The 20,354-nt window shown below is 42.0% G+C and carries 19 protein-coding genes and 1 pseudogene; 7 read left to right on the top strand and 13 right to left on the bottom strand.

What is annotated here, in order from left to right:
- Nucleotides 1-196: 196 nt before the first annotated feature.
- On the top strand, nt 197-547 hold the full coding sequence (locus C2M32_RS19345) for a hypothetical protein (protein ID WP_105169938.1): 351 nt from the start codon (nt 197-199) through the stop codon (nt 545-547).
- A 140-nt stretch (nt 548-687) separates the two neighbouring features.
- Here the strand turns inward: C2M32_RS19345 and C2M32_RS19340 are convergent, their stop codons facing one another.
- A complete protein-coding gene (locus C2M32_RS19340; RefSeq protein ID WP_105169937.1) occupies nt 688-2,718 on the bottom strand; it encodes an ATP-binding protein in 2,031 nt (676 codons plus the stop codon).
- Between the two features lie 244 nt (nt 2,719-2,962).
- On the opposite strand from C2M32_RS19340, the gene C2M32_RS19335 reads away from it, so the two are divergent.
- Entirely contained in the window at nt 2,963-3,724 is a 762-nt protein-coding gene (locus C2M32_RS19335; protein ID WP_105169936.1) for a hypothetical protein, read from the top strand.
- Here C2M32_RS19335 and C2M32_RS19330 read toward each other — a convergent pair.
- Nucleotides 3,717-4,615 (bottom strand): annotated as a pseudogene (locus C2M32_RS19330) (LysR family transcriptional regulator). The gene C2M32_RS19335 and the pseudogene C2M32_RS19330 overlap by 8 nt on opposite strands.
- 148 nt (nt 4,616-4,763) lie before the next feature.
- Between C2M32_RS19330 and hutH the strand changes: the two are divergent.
- Both hutH and C2M32_RS19320 read left to right on the top strand, forming a co-directional pair.
- Nucleotides 4,764-6,257: a histidine ammonia-lyase gene (gene hutH / locus C2M32_RS19325; RefSeq protein WP_105169935.1), complete on the top strand. Its 1,494-nt coding sequence runs from the start codon at nt 4,764-4,766 to the stop codon at nt 6,255-6,257.
- A gap of 12 nt (nt 6,258-6,269) precedes the next feature.
- Nucleotides 6,270-8,270 carry a urocanate hydratase gene (locus tag C2M32_RS19320; RefSeq protein ID WP_105169934.1) on the top strand — a complete coding sequence of 667 codons (2,001 nt, stop codon included), beginning with the start codon at nt 6,270-6,272 and terminating at the stop codon, nt 8,268-8,270.
- Between the two features lie 289 nt (nt 8,271-8,559).
- On the opposite strand, the gene C2M32_RS19315 is transcribed toward C2M32_RS19320, so the two are convergent.
- A complete protein-coding gene (locus C2M32_RS19315; protein WP_105169933.1) occupies nt 8,560-9,123 on the bottom strand; it encodes a MarR family winged helix-turn-helix transcriptional regulator in 564 nt (187 codons plus the stop codon).
- A 107-nt stretch (nt 9,124-9,230) separates the two neighbouring features.
- On the opposite strand from C2M32_RS19315, the gene C2M32_RS19310 reads away from it, so the two are divergent.
- Nucleotides 9,231-9,479, top strand: coding sequence for a thioredoxin family protein (locus C2M32_RS19310; protein WP_199886190.1), 249 nt, complete (start codon nt 9,231-9,233; stop codon nt 9,477-9,479).
- Nucleotides 9,472-10,215: a hypothetical protein gene (locus tag C2M32_RS19305; protein ID WP_105169931.1), complete on the top strand. Its 744-nt coding sequence runs from the start codon at nt 9,472-9,474 to the stop codon at nt 10,213-10,215. Before C2M32_RS19310 ends, C2M32_RS19305 begins: the two co-directional genes overlap by 8 nt.
- A gap of 96 nt (nt 10,216-10,311) precedes the next feature.
- On the opposite strand, the gene C2M32_RS19300 is transcribed toward C2M32_RS19305, so the two are convergent.
- The 9 genes from C2M32_RS19300 to C2M32_RS19260 all read right to left on the bottom strand — a co-directional run bounded on the left by C2M32_RS19300 (nt 10,312) and on the right by C2M32_RS19260 (nt 18,566).
- Nucleotides 10,312-10,788: a helix-turn-helix domain-containing protein gene (locus C2M32_RS19300; protein ID WP_105169930.1), complete on the bottom strand. Its 477-nt coding sequence runs from the start codon at nt 10,786-10,788 to the stop codon at nt 10,312-10,314.
- Between the two features lie 258 nt (nt 10,789-11,046).
- Nucleotides 11,047-11,463, bottom strand: a complete 417-nt coding sequence (locus C2M32_RS19295) for a hypothetical protein (RefSeq protein ID WP_105169929.1) — start codon at nt 11,461-11,463, stop codon at nt 11,047-11,049.
- 367 nt (nt 11,464-11,830) lie between these two features.
- Entirely contained in the window at nt 11,831-13,531 is a 1,701-nt protein-coding gene (locus C2M32_RS19290) for a hypothetical protein (protein WP_105169928.1), read from the bottom strand.
- A gap of 441 nt (nt 13,532-13,972) precedes the next feature.
- Nucleotides 13,973-15,436: an amidohydrolase family protein gene (locus tag C2M32_RS19285; protein WP_105169927.1), complete on the bottom strand. Its 1,464-nt coding sequence runs from the start codon at nt 15,434-15,436 to the stop codon at nt 13,973-13,975.
- A 136-nt stretch (nt 15,437-15,572) separates the two neighbouring features.
- Nucleotides 15,573-16,106: a hypothetical protein gene (locus C2M32_RS19280; protein WP_105169926.1), complete on the bottom strand. Its 534-nt coding sequence runs from the start codon at nt 16,104-16,106 to the stop codon at nt 15,573-15,575.
- Nucleotides 16,107-16,229: 123 nt separating this feature from the next.
- Entirely contained in the window at nt 16,230-17,222 is a 993-nt protein-coding gene (locus C2M32_RS19275) for a hypothetical protein (protein ID WP_070993589.1), read from the bottom strand.
- 121 nt (nt 17,223-17,343) lie between these two features.
- The gene (locus tag C2M32_RS19270; protein ID WP_105169925.1) at nt 17,344-17,652 is read right to left on the bottom strand and encodes a hypothetical protein; all 309 of its coding nucleotides are present in this window, start codon (nt 17,650-17,652) and stop codon (nt 17,344-17,346) included.
- Nucleotides 17,653-17,767: 115 nt separating this feature from the next.
- Complete coding sequence (locus C2M32_RS19265) at nt 17,768-18,034, bottom strand: hypothetical protein (protein ID WP_105169924.1); 267 nt, start codon at nt 18,032-18,034, stop codon at nt 17,768-17,770.
- A gap of 283 nt (nt 18,035-18,317) precedes the next feature.
- Nucleotides 18,318-18,566: a hypothetical protein gene (locus C2M32_RS19260; protein WP_105169923.1), complete on the bottom strand. Its 249-nt coding sequence runs from the start codon at nt 18,564-18,566 to the stop codon at nt 18,318-18,320.
- 568 nt (nt 18,567-19,134) lie between these two features.
- On the opposite strand from C2M32_RS19260, the gene C2M32_RS19255 reads away from it, so the two are divergent.
- Entirely contained in the window at nt 19,135-19,560 is a 426-nt protein-coding gene (locus C2M32_RS19255) for a hypothetical protein (protein ID WP_105169922.1), read from the top strand.
- 95 nt (nt 19,561-19,655) lie between these two features.
- Here the strand turns inward: C2M32_RS19255 and C2M32_RS19250 are convergent, their stop codons facing one another.
- Nucleotides 19,656-20,354, bottom strand: a complete 699-nt coding sequence (locus C2M32_RS19250) for a TorF family putative porin (protein ID WP_105169921.1) — start codon at nt 20,352-20,354, stop codon at nt 19,656-19,658.

Genomic DNA, 20,354 nt, shown 5'->3' with positions numbered 1-20,354 from the left:
CAATGCTTTGCGCTGTATTTAAGCATAATGGCATCTATCGAAATTCTATTTCTTGAAATTAATAGACATTTAATAGGACGAATAGAATGGGTCATGAGTACTTTGTTTCGTAGATAGACCCAAACGATATGAGGTTTATCGAGATTAATCGTGAATATCATCGATTCATAAAAATAATTTATAAAGGAACTCATTTATGCTTAATTTTAAAAAACTATTACAAACAGCGGTATTGTCTTTAGGTGTCGCCTCAACCGCTTCTTTTGCAGCGCCATCAGGCATAATTAGTATTGAATATTATGCGGACTCTACCAAGCAGGAATTGATAGGCTATTGGTATCAGAGCTGTTATTTAAACTTCAAAGTACTTTGGGGAACCAGAGAAGGTTACAGAGCGTATGACCCTATGCATGGCCAAGATTGTACACAGCTTGGTGAATACAGCAATCGCAGAGCCATGTGCTTTTCGGAGAAGTTTAATGCCGCAGCTAATGGCACAGGCGTTGTTGGACGTGACGAAGTCGAGTACATAAAGTCACAATGTTAATTTTAATCACCGTAAGTTTAAGCCTTTCCTAGCTTATAATAACTAAGCACGCACATAGGGCTGTGAGGCCTTTTGTGTGTGCTTTTTTATACTTTATAAGCAAGTTTTTAAGTTTATAGGAACATTGAGTTTTGTTGTAATTAGCACTCAGAATTGAGCACTCTTTGAGGGAAACGAATCACAAAGTGCGCACCTTGTGCATCTTCCACACATTCCACCTGACCATTCATAATGTGAACAACTGAGTTATAGATAATATTGAGACCTAACCCCAAGTTTCCTTCACCCAAGCGGGTGGTGTAAAAAGGGTTGAATACCTGTTTATGCTTGTCTACTGGAATACCGGAACCGTTGTCTTTGTAATGTATGATCACTTCGTCGCAGTCACGCGAGATGGTGATATCAACCTGAGGGTCGGGTGTTTGCACAAAACCATGTTTTATTGAATTTTCGATAAGTTGAGTAATCACTTTTAATAAAACCGGTGCATAGTTGGTGACTTGGATATCTTCGCCCGACAAATTAAAGCTGATTGTCTGATCGTGTGATTCAGCCAGTCGATGAATATTTTCTTTTAAAAAGCTTAATAAGAGAAAAGTGGAACATTCACTCATGTGAAGCTTGGCGGACATCATTTTAAATCTTTGCACCATGTTCGCAGCTTTTTCGCTGTTTTTCTGACTTAATGCCAGTAACTCTGTGGACTCATTAATGAAATGGGCGAGTTGTTTTTGAGTGAGTGTTTTGTCACTAAAACTGTCAGCCAATTTCTCTACCAATGATTGCAGTGTTGAATCTGCTGTTATAACCAAACCAAGCGGTGTGTTTAGCTGATGGGCCATGCCAGATACTAACGTGGTCATGGCGCGCATTTTTTCAGACTCTACCAGTTTCTCTTGAGTGCGTTCTAGTTGTGTGAGTAGGGTCTGCAACTGGCGCTTTTTGTTGTTGAGTCGGTACATAAAGTACCAGGTGATGACAATGATCAGCACCGCGCTGGAGAGTATAAACCAACCGAGTTGGCGGTCAGCTTCGGCCATGGCCACCGTCACTTGATGGGTTTGCTCAAGCTGTTTGAGTTCCATCTCTTTGGTTTGTAACTCGGTTTGAGACACCATGTAAGCTAAACCAACGGCGGCTTGTTTTTTAACAAACTGATCAGATACTTGGTTATATTGCTCCTGAGCGGCCAAAGCAGCTTTTAAATCACCCTTTTGTTTTAGGTGTTCGCTGTGCATTTTCAATGCGGTTAGTAACGAGGTAAGCTGTCGATGCTCATGTCCTAATGTGATGACATCTTCAAGTAAGCGCATCGCTTCGTCATAACGTTGCTCATTGGAATAAATTTTTGCCAGTTCAAGCTTAGCTTGAAGGGTTTTAGAGGCGGCATGTTTGTCTTCCCAGCTTTCAATGGCTTGCTGAAGATAGTGCTCAGCTAAATCAACTTCCTGCTTGGCGGCGTAGACTCGACCTAGATTAAATTGTGACCAAGCTTCATGGTAGGCAAGCCCGTTGGCTTGGCGAATAGCAAGTGCTTGCTGGTGAAACGTATGCGCTTTGTCTATCTCACCTTTTAACAAAGCAACTTCCCCTAAGTTGTTCAAACCAGTGCCTTGTTGTGGTATCAAGTCTTGTGCCAAGGCGAAGTCGTAAAAGCGCTGGAAATAGTGCTCAGCTTCGTCCAAAAGTCCCAATTTCAAATAAATATGGCCAATATTATTTTCCGTTTGGCTGATAAATTCAGAACGATTGAGTAGGGGCGCTTCTTGGTAGGCTTTGAGGTTGTTTTCCAGCGCCAGTTCATAGAGCTCTGCATTTGATAATGCACTGGCGGAAATGCTGTAATAGCTATACAAAATGCCTGGTTCGTCTATATCTGCGGCCATCAATCTGGCTTCAGCCAGCGTATTCATGGCCTGTTCGATAAAATCGGAATTGATTTGATACCAAGATTTGATATACAACAAGCGAATGGTTTGTGCTTTGGCTAACGTGTCTTTGTGTAGCACTAAAAGCTCATCAATTTTCGCGATGCCTGCTGACGGTGACGTTTGGCCTGCGGCGGTGACTTGCGCACGTAACTGGGTAAATGTGTCATCGGGGAGCTTGGCAAACACTGAGCTTTGAGTTAACAAGGCGACAAAAAGAATCAACAACCCACACTTTTTCATTGACTGTACTGCTCATTGCAAGCGACCACTTTATTCAGTTTAGTTAAGATTATGCCTTTTACGAGCCATAGGTTGTGCAACGATAGAATAATTGCAATAGGCATAGCAAGGGCTGATTAGTTGGACAATTTATCGAGCGCACTGGTATGATGTAACTAAAAATGGAACAAATGATGTGTTGGCCTTATCGCGTTGCTCAACATTTTTGTACCAAAAAATACATAAAGAACAAGGATAAACAGATATGTTCAAACAATCCCTGCTACTGATCGCAGGTTTGTACTCTTTCGCTGGTTTAGCAGCAACCTATCAAACCGATAATTTCGATATTGAATACGATGAGGATGTGCCCAAAAGTATAGTGGGGGAGTTGGCACAGCGCGTTAGCGATAATCGTCAGGTGATATTGGCCTACTTAAAACAATCTAAAGAGTATCAAGGTACACCAATCAAAGAGAAGTTGACTGTCTATATCTCAAAGCAGCATCGTATCCCTTATCAAGATTGGAATACGATTCATATTCCACAAAGTCGTGTGCTTAAAGCATTCTCACAAAATGAACAAGAAAAGAGCGGTATGGCGATTGTTCATGAGCTCACCCATGTTTATGCCGTTAGCGCTTATCGTAAGAAACTAAAGCATAACAGAGAAGATCGCTTCTACGATGATGGCTTAGCGGTATTCTTGCAGCACAGATTTGGTGAATCACCCGAATACCCAGACTTTGGTACGGATCTTTACCGTATGGTTGCGCAAAAGTCACAAGAACACGGAGGGTTAATTCCACTTACCGATGCGGAGCGTACCAGAAACGCTGCGAAATCGGGCGTAGCCCGTCAGTTGGCATATTTACAAGAAGGCGCATTTACTCAGTATTTAATTGAAAATTATGGTTTGGATGCCTATTTGAAAATATATCGAGGTGAAGATATTAGTGCGGTGACCGGTAAGAGCTTTGCCCAGCTTGAGCAACAATGGGCGAGCCTAATCGCTGTGTTTATGTAATAGAGTGACAACGTTTGATTTCTTCTATGAGCGCATTAGCCAGTGGCGATGCGCTATTGCTTTTGGAAGAAATCAGCACCACGGGGATTTGATAACAATATTTGTCTGGCCGAATGGGCTTAAACAACCCCTTGTCTACCCAAAAATTGGCATAATGTTCGGGTAAATAACCAATAAACGCGCCGGACAAAATTAAGTGAGCGATCCCCTCATCGTGATAAGCGATGGCGCTGTTTTGATAGTTCAGCCCATCGTTGCGTGTTTCTTTGTCGCGCATATAGTTGCTGGTGATAACTTCCGCATCTTGCAGCAACTTGTCGATTTGTGCAGGGTCGCAATCAAAAAGTGGATGGGCGACACCACAATACAAATAGTTGGTTTCGTTATGTAAAGGGAAATAGTCCAAACCACGTAAATGGTGCTACTTACACCCAATCCAACCAGCGAACGGCCGTTTACGACGGACGTTTCTACCTCCCGTGCTTCACATACATTAATATCAAACTGAATATTGTTGCTCTTTGCTTTTAAGGCTGAAATGGCACTGGCGACGCCACAACGCGGATCGCTGACCATGGTATCAATGACAGCGATTGTTACACGGCCAGAAAGCTGATCTTTGGAGCTTGCCACGGTGGTCGCAAACGCTTCGCATTGTTGTAGGAGTTCCAAAGAGGCTTGGTAGGTAATGCGCCCAGGTTCGGTCAATTCAAACCCACTTCTACCGCGTTTACACAGCTTAATACCAAGCCTGACTTCCAAATCAGACAGATGAGAGCTGATGGTAGAGCGACCAATATTGAGGCGTGACTCAGCGGCGGATAAGCCGCCACATTCAACAATGGCAACAAAGATCCTTAGTAACCTTAAATCAACGTCATGAACCTGCATCTTGTGCGCCTTATTTGTCTCTATCTTTGTTCGATAAAATCGGAATGAATTACGATTATTATGCATTTATAAAACATCATCGGCAAGTTAGCATTAGGCCATTGAAGCACTCAGTTGCTCTGAAAAGACAAACGCTTAGGAGAGAAAGATGACGTTTAGATATGGTGTTGACCAGCTAAATCTTGATATCGTAAATGGGATTGCCGATGGCAGTATTAAAGCTGAACTTTGCCAGCAAGCGCTAGATAAAATAAACACTAGCCGACAGAATGTCGATATCATGGCGAACTCAGACAAAGCCATATACGGCATTAACACAGGCTTTGGCCCTTTGTGTGATACGCAAATTTCGCCAGCAGAAACGCACTTACTACAAAAAAACCTGCTGATCACTCATGCTGTTGGTGTGGGTGAGCCAATCGCCAAGCCGATTTCTAAATTGATGTTGATCACTAAGGTACACGCCTTGAGTCAGGGCTACTCGGGCATTCGCTTAGAAGTGGTTGAGCGTATGTTGGCGTTTATCGAACTTGACCTTATTCCTGTTGTGCCTGAGCAAGGCTCGGTGGGGGCTTCTGGCGATCTCGCGCCACTTTCACATTTATTCTTACCTTTGATTGGAGAAGGTGAGTTTTGGCATGGCGATAACACCATCCCAGCGGCGCAAGCACTCAAAGAGCATGGCTTAGAGCCACTAGAATTACATGCTAAAGAAGGTTTAGCACTGATCAACGGGACACAGTTTATTTTGTCCCATGCTATTACAGCACTGACCAAAATGCGTTATTTGCTCGACTTGGCCGATTTGGCAGGCGCCATGAGTATTGAGGGGATGCAAGGGAGTCAGTCTCCATTTAGAGAAGAGCTTCATCAGATCAGAGCATTTGCTGGCAATATCGAAGTGGCTGCACGGATGAGACGTTTCTTCAAAGATTCGCAAAATATGGCAGCACATACCGACTGTGATCGCGTTCAAGACCCATATTCATTGCGTTGTATTCCACAAGTGCACGGTGCGTCACGTAACGCATATAACCACCTCAAAGAGTTGGCTGAAATAGAAATGAACTCAGTGACTGACAATCCTATTGTGATTAGCAGTGAAGAGGCAATTTCTGGTGGTGGATTCCATGGTCAGCCTTTGGCTATGGTGCTGGATTACGCCTCTATTGCGGCGGCGGAACTAGGCAACATTGCCGATAGACGCTGTTACTTGCTACTGGAAGGTCTACATGGCTTACCCAGATTACTGACCTCATCGGGCGGCTTAAACTCAGGCATGATGATCCCACAATACACGACAGCAGCGCTGGTGACTGAAAACAAATCGCTATGCTTCCCGCCATCAGCGGACAGTGTACCGACCTCTATGGGCCAAGAAGATCACGTATCTATGGGTAGTATTTCAGGTAGAAAGCTTAATCAAATTCTTGGCAACTTAGAAAAGATCATAGCTATTGAGTTGATGTATGCAGCGCAGGCTATTGAGTTTAGACGACCTAATCAATGCTCAGATATCATCGAAGAAAACTTCGCGCTCATTCGTCAAAAAGTAGCCAAGCTAGAAGAAGACAGGCTGTTGAAGCCTGATATTGATGCCATGATAGCATTAGTTAAATCACAAGCATTTAAAGTTAACTAAGAGGGAGTCATGATGAATTTTCAAGAGCAAATAAAGCAAGGGATCCCAAGTGAGTTACCTGCTGCGAAGCCGTATCCTGCGGATGCTAACCGCGCACCAAAGCGCAAAGATATTTTGTCAGCAGATGAAAAGCAACTAGCGATTCGCAATGCCCTGCGTTATTTCCCAAAAGAGTGGCATCAAGAGTTGGCACAGGAATTTGCACAAGAGCTAAAAGATTTCGGCCGTATTTACATGTATCGCTTTAAGCCCAACTATGAGCTCAAAGCCCGTTCAATTTCGGACTATCCAGCAAGATGTCAGCAAGCAGCCGCCATCATGTTGATGATAGACAACAACTTAGACCCAGCAGTGGCGCAGCACCCTGAGGAGCTTATCACTTACGGTGGTAATGGCGCTGTTTTCCAAAACTGGGCACAATATTTGTTGGCGATGAAGTATTTGAGCGAAATGGAAGAAGATCAAACGCTGCACATGTATTCTGGCCACCCAATGGGTTTATTCCCATCATCAAAAGAAGCGCCACGCGTGGTTGTCACCAATGGCATGATGATCCCGAACTATTCAAAGCCGGATGATTGGGAAAAATTCAATGCGTTAGGTGTGACGCAATACGGGCAAATGACTGCGGGTTCTTTCATGTACATTGGTCCACAGGGCATCGTACATGGCACGACGATCACCGTGATGAATGCGTTCCGTAAAGTACTGAACAAGGGTGAAAGTCCAAAAGGTAAGATTTTCCTAACCGCAGGGTTAGGCGGCATGAGTGGTGCTCAACCCAAAGCGGGTAACATTGCAAACTGTATTACGGTGTGCGCGGAAGTTAATCCGAAAGCCGCGACTAAACGTCATCAGCAAGGGTGGGTTGATGAGCTTATCGACAACATGGACGCGCTAATCAAGCGTGTAAAAGAAGCACAGCAGAATGAAGAAGTGGTTTCAATCGCCTACATTGGCAACGTGGTCGATGTGTGGGAAAGCTTCTACGAACAAGATATTTTTGTGCATTTAGGCTCGGATCAAACTTCGTTGCATAACCCGTGGTCAGGCGGCTATTACCCAGTTGATATTAGCTACGAAGAGTCAAATCGATTAATTCGTGAAGAACCTGAAGTGTTCAAAGAGAAAGTGCAAGCAACGTTGAAACGCCATGCCGATGCAGTGAATAAGCACACCAACAAAGGCACCTATTTCTTTGACTATGGTAATGCCTTCTTGCTTGAAGCATCACGCGCAGGCGGTGATGTGATGGCTGACAATGGCATTGACTTTAAATATCCATCGTATGTCCAAGATATTCTTGGTCCTATGTGCTTTGACTATGGTTTTGGCCCATTCCGCTGGGTATGTACATCAGGCAAACCTGAAGACTTGGACAAAACCGATGCGATTGCCGCCGACGTTCTGAACCAGATCATGGCGGAGTCACCTGAAGAAATTCAGCAGCAGATGCAAGACAACATTACTTGGATAAAAGACGCTAAGCAAAACAGGCTGGTGGTCGGCTCGCAAGCACGTATTCTATACGCTGACGCCCAAGGTCGTGCCCAAATCGCTAAAGCATTTAACGATGCCATTGCACGCGGTGAAATTGGTCCGGTTGTGCTTGGTCGCGATCACCATGATGTGAGCGGTACTGATTCACCGTTCCGTGAAACGTCAAACATTTATGACGGTAGTCGTTTTACTGCGGATATGGCGATTCATAATGTGATTGGTGACAGTTTCCGTGGTGCAACATGGGTATCAATCCACAATGGTGGTGGAGTGGGCTGGGGTGAGGTGATCAATGGTGGCTTTGGTATGCTGCTTGATGGTACTCCCGAGGCCGAAGGCCGCCTTAAATCCATGCTGTTGTTTGATGTAAATAACGGAATTGCTCGTCGTAGTTGGGCGCGTAACGAAGAAGCTGATTTTGCTATTAAACGTGAAATGGCGCGCACACCTAAGCTAAAAGTGACACTAGCAAATCGTGTTGATGATGAGATATTAAACAGCTTATCGCTGTAAGCGCGGTAAAATAACAAATAAAGGCCAGATAATATTGTCTGGCCTTTTTTATTTACTTGATTGGGGTGAGCTCCGTTGTTATTCAGCTCAGTCGCAGCATGCGAGCTTGATAGTTAACGACTTGAGAACCCTTTCATTTAGCAACGCCCCATAAAACACCACCTGTAAATTAACCGCCAAGACATGCGAAGGTAAAATCAAAGCTTTAAAATCAGTGTGTTAAATATAGAACCGGAATGAACATCGGTGTCGCGATTAAACATTGGGAGATTTCACCTGTGGGACACCGCTAAATATCTTCATGTTCGCGACAGATCAGCTGTGTGTCGTCCGAGGTTAGCGGCTGCTTAACAAGGCCACAAAAGTAATTGCCATCGCTTGTTTGTTGGTTGTATCGACATGTTTTACACACTCCAAAAGTCTTTAAGTTATTTGCTGTTAGTAATGCTCTAAGCAGTAACTTGAGTGACGAATCAATGTTTGATTGCTGCTCGGGAGATAGTTGTGCACAGGCGTTCATAAATAAGCTGGTAGGGAGCAAATCAGCGACCAGCTTCTGACCACTTTCGGATAACTTCAAATGGGTGATACGCTTGTCATTTTCGTCGATTGATTTGACCAGTAAGTCTTTTTTTTCCAATACCTTAAGTGTCTGAGAAACCGTGCCCTTGGTTAACCCCAAATAGTCTGTTACCGCCATTGGCGTGTCTGAATAGCGGTTGCAGATTGATAGATAATGTAATACTTCCACATGCACGGGTTGAAGCCCATGCTCTGCACCTGCTTGTCGAGCACCCACTTTGAGGAGATCGCCCAAACGTTCAACGCTGTTATAGATGTGATTTTGTTTCATAGCTAAATAGTATCGACTAAATACTATATTGACAACCCTGATTTTGATCTTTACAGTTTAATTGGTATCGAGTCGATACTGTTAATTTTGACGAAAAAGGAATCATCATGAACAAGGCTATTTTTTATCATGCTGGCTGCGCGATATGTGTGGCAGCAGAGCAACAGGTTTTACAGGCGTTGGACAAAAGTCGTTATCAGGTTGAGGTTGTTCATTTAGTGGAAGAAAAGTCTGCTATAGCATTTGCCGAACAAGCGGGGGTGAAATCGGTGCCTGCTTTATTGCTGGATGGCGCGGTTTTTCATATTAACTTTGGGGCATCACTTGATGAGGTGAAAGGAGTGGCTCATGCGTAAATTCAATTTACTTACGCCATTATTGGTTGCGAGTCTTTCGTTCTCCGTATTGAGCCATCAACAGCACCAAGGTGGAATAAAGGCTTCGGCTAATGAAACCACATTGGCACCGTTTGATATTATTCACGCAAAAATAACCACCAAAGGAAATGTCGCAACGTTTCACATGGCGGTTTCAGGTCAAGCGGGCAAACATAAGCCCACGGTAAGCGGCAAGCTTGCAGGAAGTGAGGTATTTTCTTACGTTTGGCCTACTGCAATCGACAGCTATGAAGTTGGCTTTGAGCGCAATGCGGGCATTCTGGCACTGGCTGTAACTGCACACCCTGATTTTGATGATACGCCACTGTTTGATGAAAATGGTGATGGTAATACCAGCAACGACGGCAACATTTGGCACAGCCATTGGGTTGTTTTAACGCCTAATGAGCAATGTGGCAAAGACGCCTTGGGGGTGGTTGATATACCAAAAGGCAATAAACCTCGATTACCGAAAACCTGGCCTGGATTACCCATTTTGTTGGATAGCCCTGGGTGGAGCCCAACCTTCAACGATGATGTGGTTGAAGTACAGATCCCATTTGAGAATATAGGAATAGTTGAAGATACCGCGTTTGATGGTGTAACCGCGGGCTTACGAGTCAACCAAAGCGTGCATGCGCCTTTGTTATGCGTGGTCAACGTCATGGATATTGCATCAGGAAACCTCAGCCTACCGGGTAAGGTAAATAAATAGCTGCGTTTGAATGGGTTTAAGCCAACACCGTCTCAGTGTGTATGTGGTTACTGAAACGGTGTTGTTATTGTAACTTTTTGAAATTTTGAATATATTTTATAACTTTCTACCAAGGCGCTTTTCAATTTGCCGTTTTTCCCACTTGGCGCCAAATAGATTAAACACTTCGTACGTATCGAGCGCATGGCTGATGACACCCACACCCCAACCCAGGGCAACCCACCAAGCCCAGTAATAGTGAGGTGATACGAAGTAGTTAACGATAAACAACGTAATGATGGTTACCCCATACTGTATCAAGTGACTGTAAAACGCTTTAATAGCCCATACTTGCTCGATAACTTTGTTTTCTTGGTCGCTAATAGCGGCTGTATTTGTGTCGGTTTTCATCGTTAGCTCCTGTTGAAGACTGGCAACTGTGGTTTCAAAAACGGCAGCTAAAGACCTAAGCGATTCTAAACTTGGCGTTTGACCTCGTTCGATGCGCTGAATTGTTCTCAAACTGAGGCCACTTAATTGTGCCAGTTGTTCTTGAGACCAACCTTTTTGTAATCTTAATTTTCTAATAATCACGTTTTAGTCCTTGCTGTTGTGTCTAAACGGAGCCTAGGGTAAAAACCCAACCATGGTAACGTCAGCTTTATGTCATCGGTACGACAAACTTTATTTTTCATATAGTTATGTATTTAATTGCGCTTGTCTTTTCATCGTGTAGTAACAAAACTTTGAATAGACAGGCAACACAATCAATTAACCTAGAACGTAGTGTAGCGGCTTTACAGTGCTTATTCGACTGAGCGAGCCGTGTGCCTGCTCAGTCTAATGGCGTCGCTAAAGCTTGTTTTGCACAAACGTCACAGCGACCACACACAAAGCACCGATTGCAGCACCTAACGGGATCAGCAAAACATAAGGGGTGATGAGCACCACACCAGACAGCGGCCCGCTGGTGGCACCAGTAAAGTCATAAATAAACAAGGTAAAGTAAATCAGCGCCATGATCGCTGAGGTAAATATCAAAAATGCGTAGAAGAACACTTTACTGTATTGGTTATGTGGCACCTTGGTACCTAGGAATAAAGTGAAATAGGGGACGGCTTTGGCGACTAAGTCGATAAAAATAAGCATGGTGATGGAGTAGATATCAAATGTTGACACACCAAATAGCGCGGCCAACAAAGCAAATACGGGCGCACTGATCACAAGATAAGATAAAGCGGTAAATTCGGTATATTTAACGATGTTCAAGCGGTCTTTCCATGAGTTGTACTGAAGATGAGCTTTACTTTAAAGTAAAAAATTAAATATCTGTACCTATTTTGTGCTTGCGTCGATAGTTTTATGTGCTTAATTTTGTTATCAGGCATAAGGGCGAATTATGGACACTTACTCGCTAGCAATATTGATTGTTAGCTCCATTGTTAGTTTTATCGTTACCGCGGTATTTCTTATGTGGCCTATCAATCGTCGTATGACTCTAAGGCTGTTGTAGGTAGTTTAAAATAATTGGTAGGTCAAGCTAATCGCCTGGCAGCCTCATCAAGTCAAATGCCAAAGTCGCTTTTGGCACTCGCTGATGGGCTGTTTTAATCATAAAGGGCTTACAGTGTTGGTTTTAAGAGCAATTGTCTCCTACGTACTGGATGTTTGCTTTATCATCTCCACTGCTTTTAATGGTAAGTTTTAGTTGATCACCACCTACACATAATGAGTTTTTATCTGAATCCATCACCCAACAGAAATCATCGTTAACCTGGCAGCTCAAGGTCATGTTCCAGTGGTAGTGGAAACCTTTCTGGTGCATCTCCCCATTGATATACAAGATGCTATGAGTAGAGGTTTTCTCTGAGTTCTCGGTACCATTATATTGAAAATAAAATGAGTATCTCCCTTGTGGCCCTATAGTGTCTGGATAGATTATTTTTGCAGTTTCTACATATGCGCCATCATTATGTTGGTGCATATGATCACCAAGACCATTAAAGTTGATGCTAGGTGCCGTTGGAAACGACTCCATGCCACCGGGGTAATAATAAAATTTAGCATCAGTGTCACCAGTAAAAAACCAAGGGGTTGGGCTTAATACATCTGTTTTATAATTTGAGTCATAGTTAGCCGCTTGGTAGTTTACACATTGTAATGCGGTCTTTGTGCTGCCTTGTTTGTCTTTACCTATGAAGGCACTGATGGCGTTATTGTGACCATCGACAACACAGTACTGTTTATAATCTATTTGTTGTTGCTCACCATGGCACTGAGCTGCAAGGGTTTCAGATGTATAGATACCTTTAGTATAAGGGGAGTTATCCACGCCAACCCAACTGTATATACGGCACGAGTTTGCCCATCCACCACCAATAATGTGCTTGTTGCTACCATCAGGCCCAGTCCATGATAGGGTGTTCGCCATTTGTGGGTTTATATCGGTACCGCGAGGGTAGGTTAATGCGCTCCAATCATCTGAAATTAACTCTGGGATAACTGCAAGTACCAAGTTGTTGATCTGTTTTTGATAGTATGAATTAAGCGCATTTAAATCTGTGGTGTAACTCTTTGCGGTTATCCCAGGAATACAGAATGTTAAATCCTCAAAGCCAGAGGTATTATAACTTAGGTACAAATAGGTGTTTTGAATTGTATAACTCATTTGCAGTGATGCTACGACTTTAAATAAGTACATCTGCAAGGAGTTATTGTATGACTCTAATGTTTGTGGGTAATTACTTTGACTAGTTAATGTATCTAGATTATCACCAAGTACTGTCTTGTAAGCTTGCAAACCCGACGCAAAGTGGCCGTCTGCGTTTAGGTTGCTCAAAAGATCCGAGTTTTCGCCTAGGCTACACATCAAGTTCTGATCAGCAAATTTTTGTAACTTGGCCAATGTGGACTGTGATTTGGCGATATCTGCAAAGGTGCTTAACCCTCCAACATCATTACTGAACCCAGTCCAGTGTGTGTTAACAGACTCTTCCAATGTCAAAATCATTTGCAGTTGTGACTTTAATTCGTTGTTATCAATTTTACTTTCTAACTGAAAAAACTCACCTTGCAATTCAACAAGTTCCTGCTGTTCTTCTCCTATCTGCTGCTCTATGTCGTTAAGCATATCGATAACTTGACCAATTTGGGCGCTGGTCGCACCGTGTCCACCTAACCCAATTAAGCCTAAAAACTCAGATTTACCCCAGCTATCAAACGCACCACCAATAAAGTTTAAAATAGGGTTTTCGCTTTTTGATTGTGCAAAACTGATAGAACATAACATCGCTACCATCACGATACTGCAACATAGTATTTTGCGTATGCAACGCATTCTTATTCCTTAGGGCGCTTATGCGCCAGCAAACAACATTAGGCAAGCGAACAGATGAGCGAGCACTCATTAAGTTACTATTACCGATAATTTCTGCGTGCATGTTAGAGCAGTGGTCATAACTTATCTATTACATGGTGTTACGCCACCAACCTATGTGTGCTTCAAAGTAGGTTAAATAAGTTGCGAAGCCACGCCGCTCGGCATGAGTTACCCTAATCAATACCCTAATCAGGACACCCACTTTAAAAACGAGCTAGTCAGACCCTTTTCTATTGGCGATATCTTCTTTGTGATCATATTACCAAAAATGTACCCGTAACTGACCAGCAAGTTGGGGTGGGTGTCCATTTAAAAAGTTGGTGATAGGTGCGATGTTTGCGGTATTTTCAATTGTAAAAATGTTTGTACCAAGTCAGTGAGCTTTAGATTGGAAAAAACTTAGTTAAAAAATAACTCCCAAAATCGCTTTGCTGTGACGGATAGATCTTTAGCAGTGCTTGCTACATGTCGTTTTATTTCATTTAGCTCTTTGTTGGTATACAGTTCGCCATTAAATATCACGCTATCCACTTCTTTTAGGGAAGATAAATCACTCAGTGGGTTACTGTTGAGTATGACTAAATCTGCCCGTTTTCCTATATCAACACTGCCTAATGATGCTTCCACATTAAAGTATTTTGCAGGATTTATGGTTGTTGTTCGGATGACTTCACTGTTTGATAACCCAGCTTTAGATAGCATTTCAAGCTCATCATAAAGGCTAAAACCGGGGTAAATAAAAGCGTCAAGTGCATCGGTACCCGCAAGCAATAGCACACCATTATCTTCAGCTAATCTGGAGAGCTTTAAACTGGTGGTGTTTAATACTGTAAGATCTTGTTTATCTTGTTCGTCGAATCCTTTTTCTGTGAGCCATGCGTACATTCTCCATAATGTGAGAGTCGTATCGTCAATATATTCATTGAGCTCACCTTTTTCGTATAATTTATGACTGATATTGATATCTTGCTGGCTTGAGGCGATATGAGTTGGCGTATAGGCAACGCCTTGTTCTTGTATCGTTCGCATGACTATCCGACATTTTTCTTCACTGTAGCTATTAACAAAGTGAACCATGACAGATACGCGTTCTTCAAATACATCTTGATGTTCAGAGCAATGAGAGTAGAAAGCCCGATCATGCTCAATACTGTTTAGGTTCTTCAGGTCAATTTTAGCCAAATCAACGTTTGCTGGGAGATGGCCAACGACAGATATGTCAGACTTTTCCGCATCGTTTAAAATCGATTGAAATTGTTGACTCGTTGTATCGTGGTTAAGTTGTAACTTCAAAACAGAGTCATCACGGTCTTTTAGCCAAGTTAAAGTGGATTTGATATCGCTATCTTCCAACTCCTCCATGTGAAAACTTACCTGTGTCCATGTATTCGGGCCAAGTAATGACTTACTTTCAACTGAGCGCTGCCAGTGTTTATTTGGCGCGGTACAAGTTCGATCGTCACTCCAACTGCATGTATTGCCGAGATCTCTAACGTTTAAAATGCCATTGGCGAAATAAAGCGGGTAATGCAAAACATCAGAACGGTTTATTGTATGAATATGCATATCCCACAGCGATGGCAGTATGTATTTATTGTTACCGTCGACCGGAATGAAATCAGGGAAGTTAACGGTTATTGGGTCTGGTGATATATCAGCAATTTTTCCATTCAAAATTAATACATGATGAGACTCTTTAATATCTCCATTCAATACATCAACTATGGAAATGTTACTAATATAAATTGGTAGGTTTTCAGCCTTCTGCTTTAGTGGCGAGGGAGTGGCTGTTAATGCGCCAAAAATAAAAAATACACAAATAAGTAAAAACAACAGGAAGAAAATATATTTGCAGGTTTTCAAGAGAATTGGGCTCCATTTATATTGCAAACGCCATGTTGAGAGAGAAACATCACCAAACCTAACTCATTGTGCCAAAAGGCTAAAAAACAATCAATTCTAATAACTTAATAGTGAAAGCTCCTTTTAAAGTGATTTGTTAACCTTTTTGCTTAAAATCAACCTCGGCATTATCAAGCAGAGTAAAAAAGCCTTCTTCATCACTGAGTTGTAGCAAAATTGAGATGTAGGCTGCTTGCACTTCTTTGGACTCTTGGTTGAAACTCGCTCCGATTGAAAAAGACCCTTGTCTTTTGATGCCATCTGAAAATAATTTTTGCGTTTCCACAAAATTTTTAAGAGCGATGTCCGATAGCCTAAAAGTGTATTCTGTGTTGGCTGGTTGTGATGAAAATAAACCCTCTAGCGCTGCTATTTTATTTTCGTTTTCAAGCACGAGTGGAAATGTGAAGTTTCTAAACCCTTTTTCATTTTCTAAGCTAAGCGATAAAGTAATTTTTGCTAAATCTAACGTGAGCGGCTCAGACAACCTTATTTTTGAACGGATCTCTACAGGGTTTAAAGCCACAAAGCTTTGTTCATTGAAATCGCGAAGCTCCAGCATGGTCGAAATAGGAATACTGGTACAGCCAGATAAAAACAGAACCCAAAAAACGAATAAAAACTTTATCATTATCTCTCCATGTTTTACTGCTCAAGCCCCACTGTGCGGCTAATAATCATTGGTTAAAATGTGTGTCGCAACCAAATCAACTATTTTTGTTGCGTTGTAAATGATTCTCAGGTGACTTGCCTACTAGATTTGTTGATATACTCTAAACGGAAACGCCTTCCAGTAAGCAACATCAACGCCATCACTTTTACTATATTTTTCAAAAAGTTCTTTACGAACTTTATACATTGAAACGGCAGGGGAATCCCCAGATTTCAAGTTTGAAAAGAACCCTTTTATTGTTGCACTTGAAGAGCCTCCAGCTTCGTTACTAAATAGTGGGGCTATAAAAAACTCATTTCCGTAATCTTGTAGCTTCTTTAAAAAATCAATTGAAGAGCCCATCTGACATGAGTCCAAGTAAATAAGTTTACTTTTAAAGTGTGAAAAATCGTTGGCGCTAAGCCACTGCTCGTTAAAAGTCATTCTGGCGCTTGAGTCAGTTCTTACACCATGAAGGCTAAATAACAATACGTCAAAGGGACCCGACTCGACAAATTTACTATAGCTCAAGTCCTCCATTTTATAGTGGCTGTTATTTAAGATAAATTTACTTAAATATGAAGCGGCATTTTCTGGATCCGCAGTATGATCAGAAATTGATAAACCGCTCCAACTCTCTGAATAAAAACTTTTTTGTGTTACAACAACGTTGTTATAGCTATATGAAATAGGGTAGTGAAGGAAGAGAGGTTTACCTTCATATGGGATTAAGCCCATAGCATAGCGAACAGAATTTTCATCAACAATAAAATGTATTTGTTTAGCTTTTTTTAGCAACCCATTAATGGGTTTTAAAAATAAATCTTCATAGTGAGAAATCCGCTTATCTACACTTTCTTTTGTTACTTCCCAAGTATCTAATTCATTCCACAAATGGCTAAAATCTAGATTGATTTTAGTTTTAGACTCTTTAACCTTATAGGTTAGATGTTCACCCATAAGGTTAGCTTTAACTACAATATTTTCATTTACCGAGAATACTTTCAGATAGAGAACACTTGCTTCATCTGCGAAAACAAACTGAGAAAAAAAGCAGGACTGAACGACTAAAAACAACAGAATCTTTTTAATCAACCTAAATACCACCAATTTATTATTAAACGATTACAACACCCGCAACGCCGCTCTTCTCTGGCGCCAAAGGGAGGAGCTAACTGATTTGTTAGATTACTCTTTCATAACTAGTCTGATAGGCTTACAGCTTGGGCGAGCTTGAATCACAATACACCCAAATAATTCCAAAATCACCACACACCTCAAAGCCATTTTCAATTGCTTTTACGTACTCAAACTCACCTAAACTGGTTGATTCTGTATCTGGATCGAAAAGCATTTGAATTGCTAAGTCTGAAAAGTCGATAGTGATAGGTGAATTGTCAGCGTTGAAAAAACGAACATTGATAGAGTTGAAACCATCGTGGTCGTGAAGCATCTCAAACTTAAGCTCTTTCCTGTCTTGAGGTGCTGCAATTTTTATTACATTTTTACCAAATAGTCGATTCATCTATGTCCTTATAACGTTTCAGTTAGGTGTTGATATTGCTTGGATTCATCATTGAGCGCAGCGAACCAAGTCAAACTTTATTAATCCGAGCGTCAATTCGCTTGGCAGGTACACATTAATCACCATACTCAGATAAGTACAGCTTTATTCCTAAGTTTCCCATAATTGTCATCGCTTTAGGTGATAAAATCGCACCACCACCACAAGCATTTTCTCTAATACTGAAACCAATATCAGCCACGTAATTAGCAGGAGTTAAATTTAAAGGGTTTTCGAATAACCACGTTTCAAGTTCTATGATTTGAGTCGGAAGATCCCAGCTTTCTCTCGCAAGGTGTGCTAGCCGTTCATTAGATTTTTCAACTTTGATGTAAATCGGCACCTAACCTCCTTATATTCTTAACGCTGCAATCAGAGTAATAAGCTTGGTTAAAATAAACTAAGAATGAGCGCGAGCCTGCTTAAATATCTTTAAAAGTTGTATCTATCGGTAAGTATAAAGAACCTTACCAATTCCTACTAAACAGTACTAAACAGGACACCCTTTTTAAAAACGAGCTAGTCAGACCCTTTTCTATTGGCGATATCCGCTTTGTGATCATATTACCAAAAATGTACCCGTAATTGACCAGCAAGTTGGAGTGGTTTTCCGATGCTTTAACTTGTTATGTACTTTTAGCGGCCTTCAAAGCGGCTTTTAGCTTTTCCTTAGAACCACATATTTCCATCAGCTCTTCCCATTTTATTTTTGTTCCTTGAGCCTTAGACGTTTTACCCAGACACCAGACTAGCCCAGTCATTGTCACATAACAATCGCCGTGAAAATTATTGCCATCAGGGCTTCTAACTTCGAGTTCTACGCCTTTTTGCTTCACTTCCATAGCGACATCAAATGACTTTATATTTACTTTCATTACTCACTTCCTGTAGTGGTGTATAACAACTCCCCCAAATATCCAAACTAAAACAGACATAACGGGCTGTATTACGTGCTTTTATCTTTCCACCAAAACGGCGGTTCATAATGTTATAGGACAAAATCTGGCGTTCCGTGTAAAAACAGACAAATTTTACCTTTATCAATGCTCGTTCCATGTTCGTTTATGTCGATCAGACTCCACTTAACCCAATGCTCTAAAATGCTTATGTCCGCTATGTTCGGCGGCCCTTACCCTGTGAGTGTTTGGCCTAAGGCGCAAGAAGCAGAGTGTTATTACTCTTATTAATCAGCGAGTTTGGTGATGTGAGCTACTACTTCACTTGGTTGAGTTTGTGCTCTTCAAACTTTGTATTGTCGCTGTGCTTTGCGTTCTAACTAGCGTCACTCAGCGTTGTGTTAAACACGGTCTTTTTCTATGGTGAACCTATAGAGCCAATGTTTTGGTCACTTTGGCTACGCCTTACGGCTAGGTTAATACCGGTGTACGAGCACTTTTTGGGTTTGAAAAATACGGTTACATGGGGTAGAGAAGGAGTTTAAATATGGTGTATGAAAACGTTCAGTACGGTTATTCAATGATAGCGGTGCTGGTTATTGTTTTATTACTCGTGGTGTATTTTGTAAAAGCGCAGCCCGTGGCTTTATATATCACGGCCTTTATTGTGTTGGCTGTGATGCTGAATTTCTATAAGTTGAAAGTCACTGTAGATGCTTCTTCTGTAAGCTGGGAAATGGGGGCTGGTCTTATCAATGGCAGTATTGCCGTCAAAGACATCAAAGAAGTTACGGTCGTTGAGAATCGCTGGATTACGGGCTGGGGAATTCGAAAAATCAATCACGGAACACTATATAATGTGTCGGGTTTTGATGCCGTTAACATCGTACTGCATGATGGCTCAGTGATTAGCTTAGGCACAGATAAGCCCACTGAACTTAAACAGGTCATTCAGACGGTTATATCCCGTTAGCCTTGCTATACCAAACATCAAAACCAAGCATCAAATAAAAAATAAGGCCAGATTTTCATCTGGCCTTTATTACAAGTAGTAGGAGACTTGTAAACTTACAGATTGAAGGTGCGTGACACGCTCAGTACGATACGCTCATCAGCGGTATCATAATCTAAACTGGTGTTTTCAGCCGCCACTTCAAAATTGAAGCCCTCATAGCTGGTTTGATAAGCCAAACGGTAGTGATGGTAAGATTTATCTCCCGCATCCCACATGTACTTATCGCTGTCTAATGAGTTTGATACATCAAAGCTTGCGCGTAGTGTATGGCCTTTGGCAATTTCTACACTGTGAGCAACCATGGCAATGGTGTGGCCTGCACCTGTACCAAAGTAATCCCAGCTATACCAAAAGTTAAACTCGGTTTGGCCCAATGAATTGCTAAAGCCAAACTTTGAGTAAACCTCAGGGTAATTACCGTCGCTGGAGTTGCTGTCACCATGATAGGTGTAATAAGCGATACCATAGTCCACGCTCCAGCTATCGTTTAGCTTTACGTATTTACCAACATATGCATCCCACTCAAGGTTGGTGTCGCCACCAAAATCTACATTTGAGGCCCAAGTACCTGCATAAATGCCATTATCAAAGGCATAGTCAAGGCTTGCTTGTAGAGCAGGGTCGTTTTGCGTTTGACTCACACCGTTGAAGGTATAGTCCGATGCAGCCGTCACGGTCGTAGACCAATTTGCCGCTGCGTGTGTTGAGGCGAGTGCCAGTGCACCGAAAAGTAGAGTTCTCGTTGTTGTCAT

The organism is Pseudoalteromonas sp. T1lg23B, assembly GCF_002964665.1.
Lineage (GTDB): Bacteria > Pseudomonadota > Gammaproteobacteria > Enterobacterales > Alteromonadaceae > Pseudoalteromonas.
This window is presented reverse-complemented; position numbering and strand designations above follow the sequence as displayed.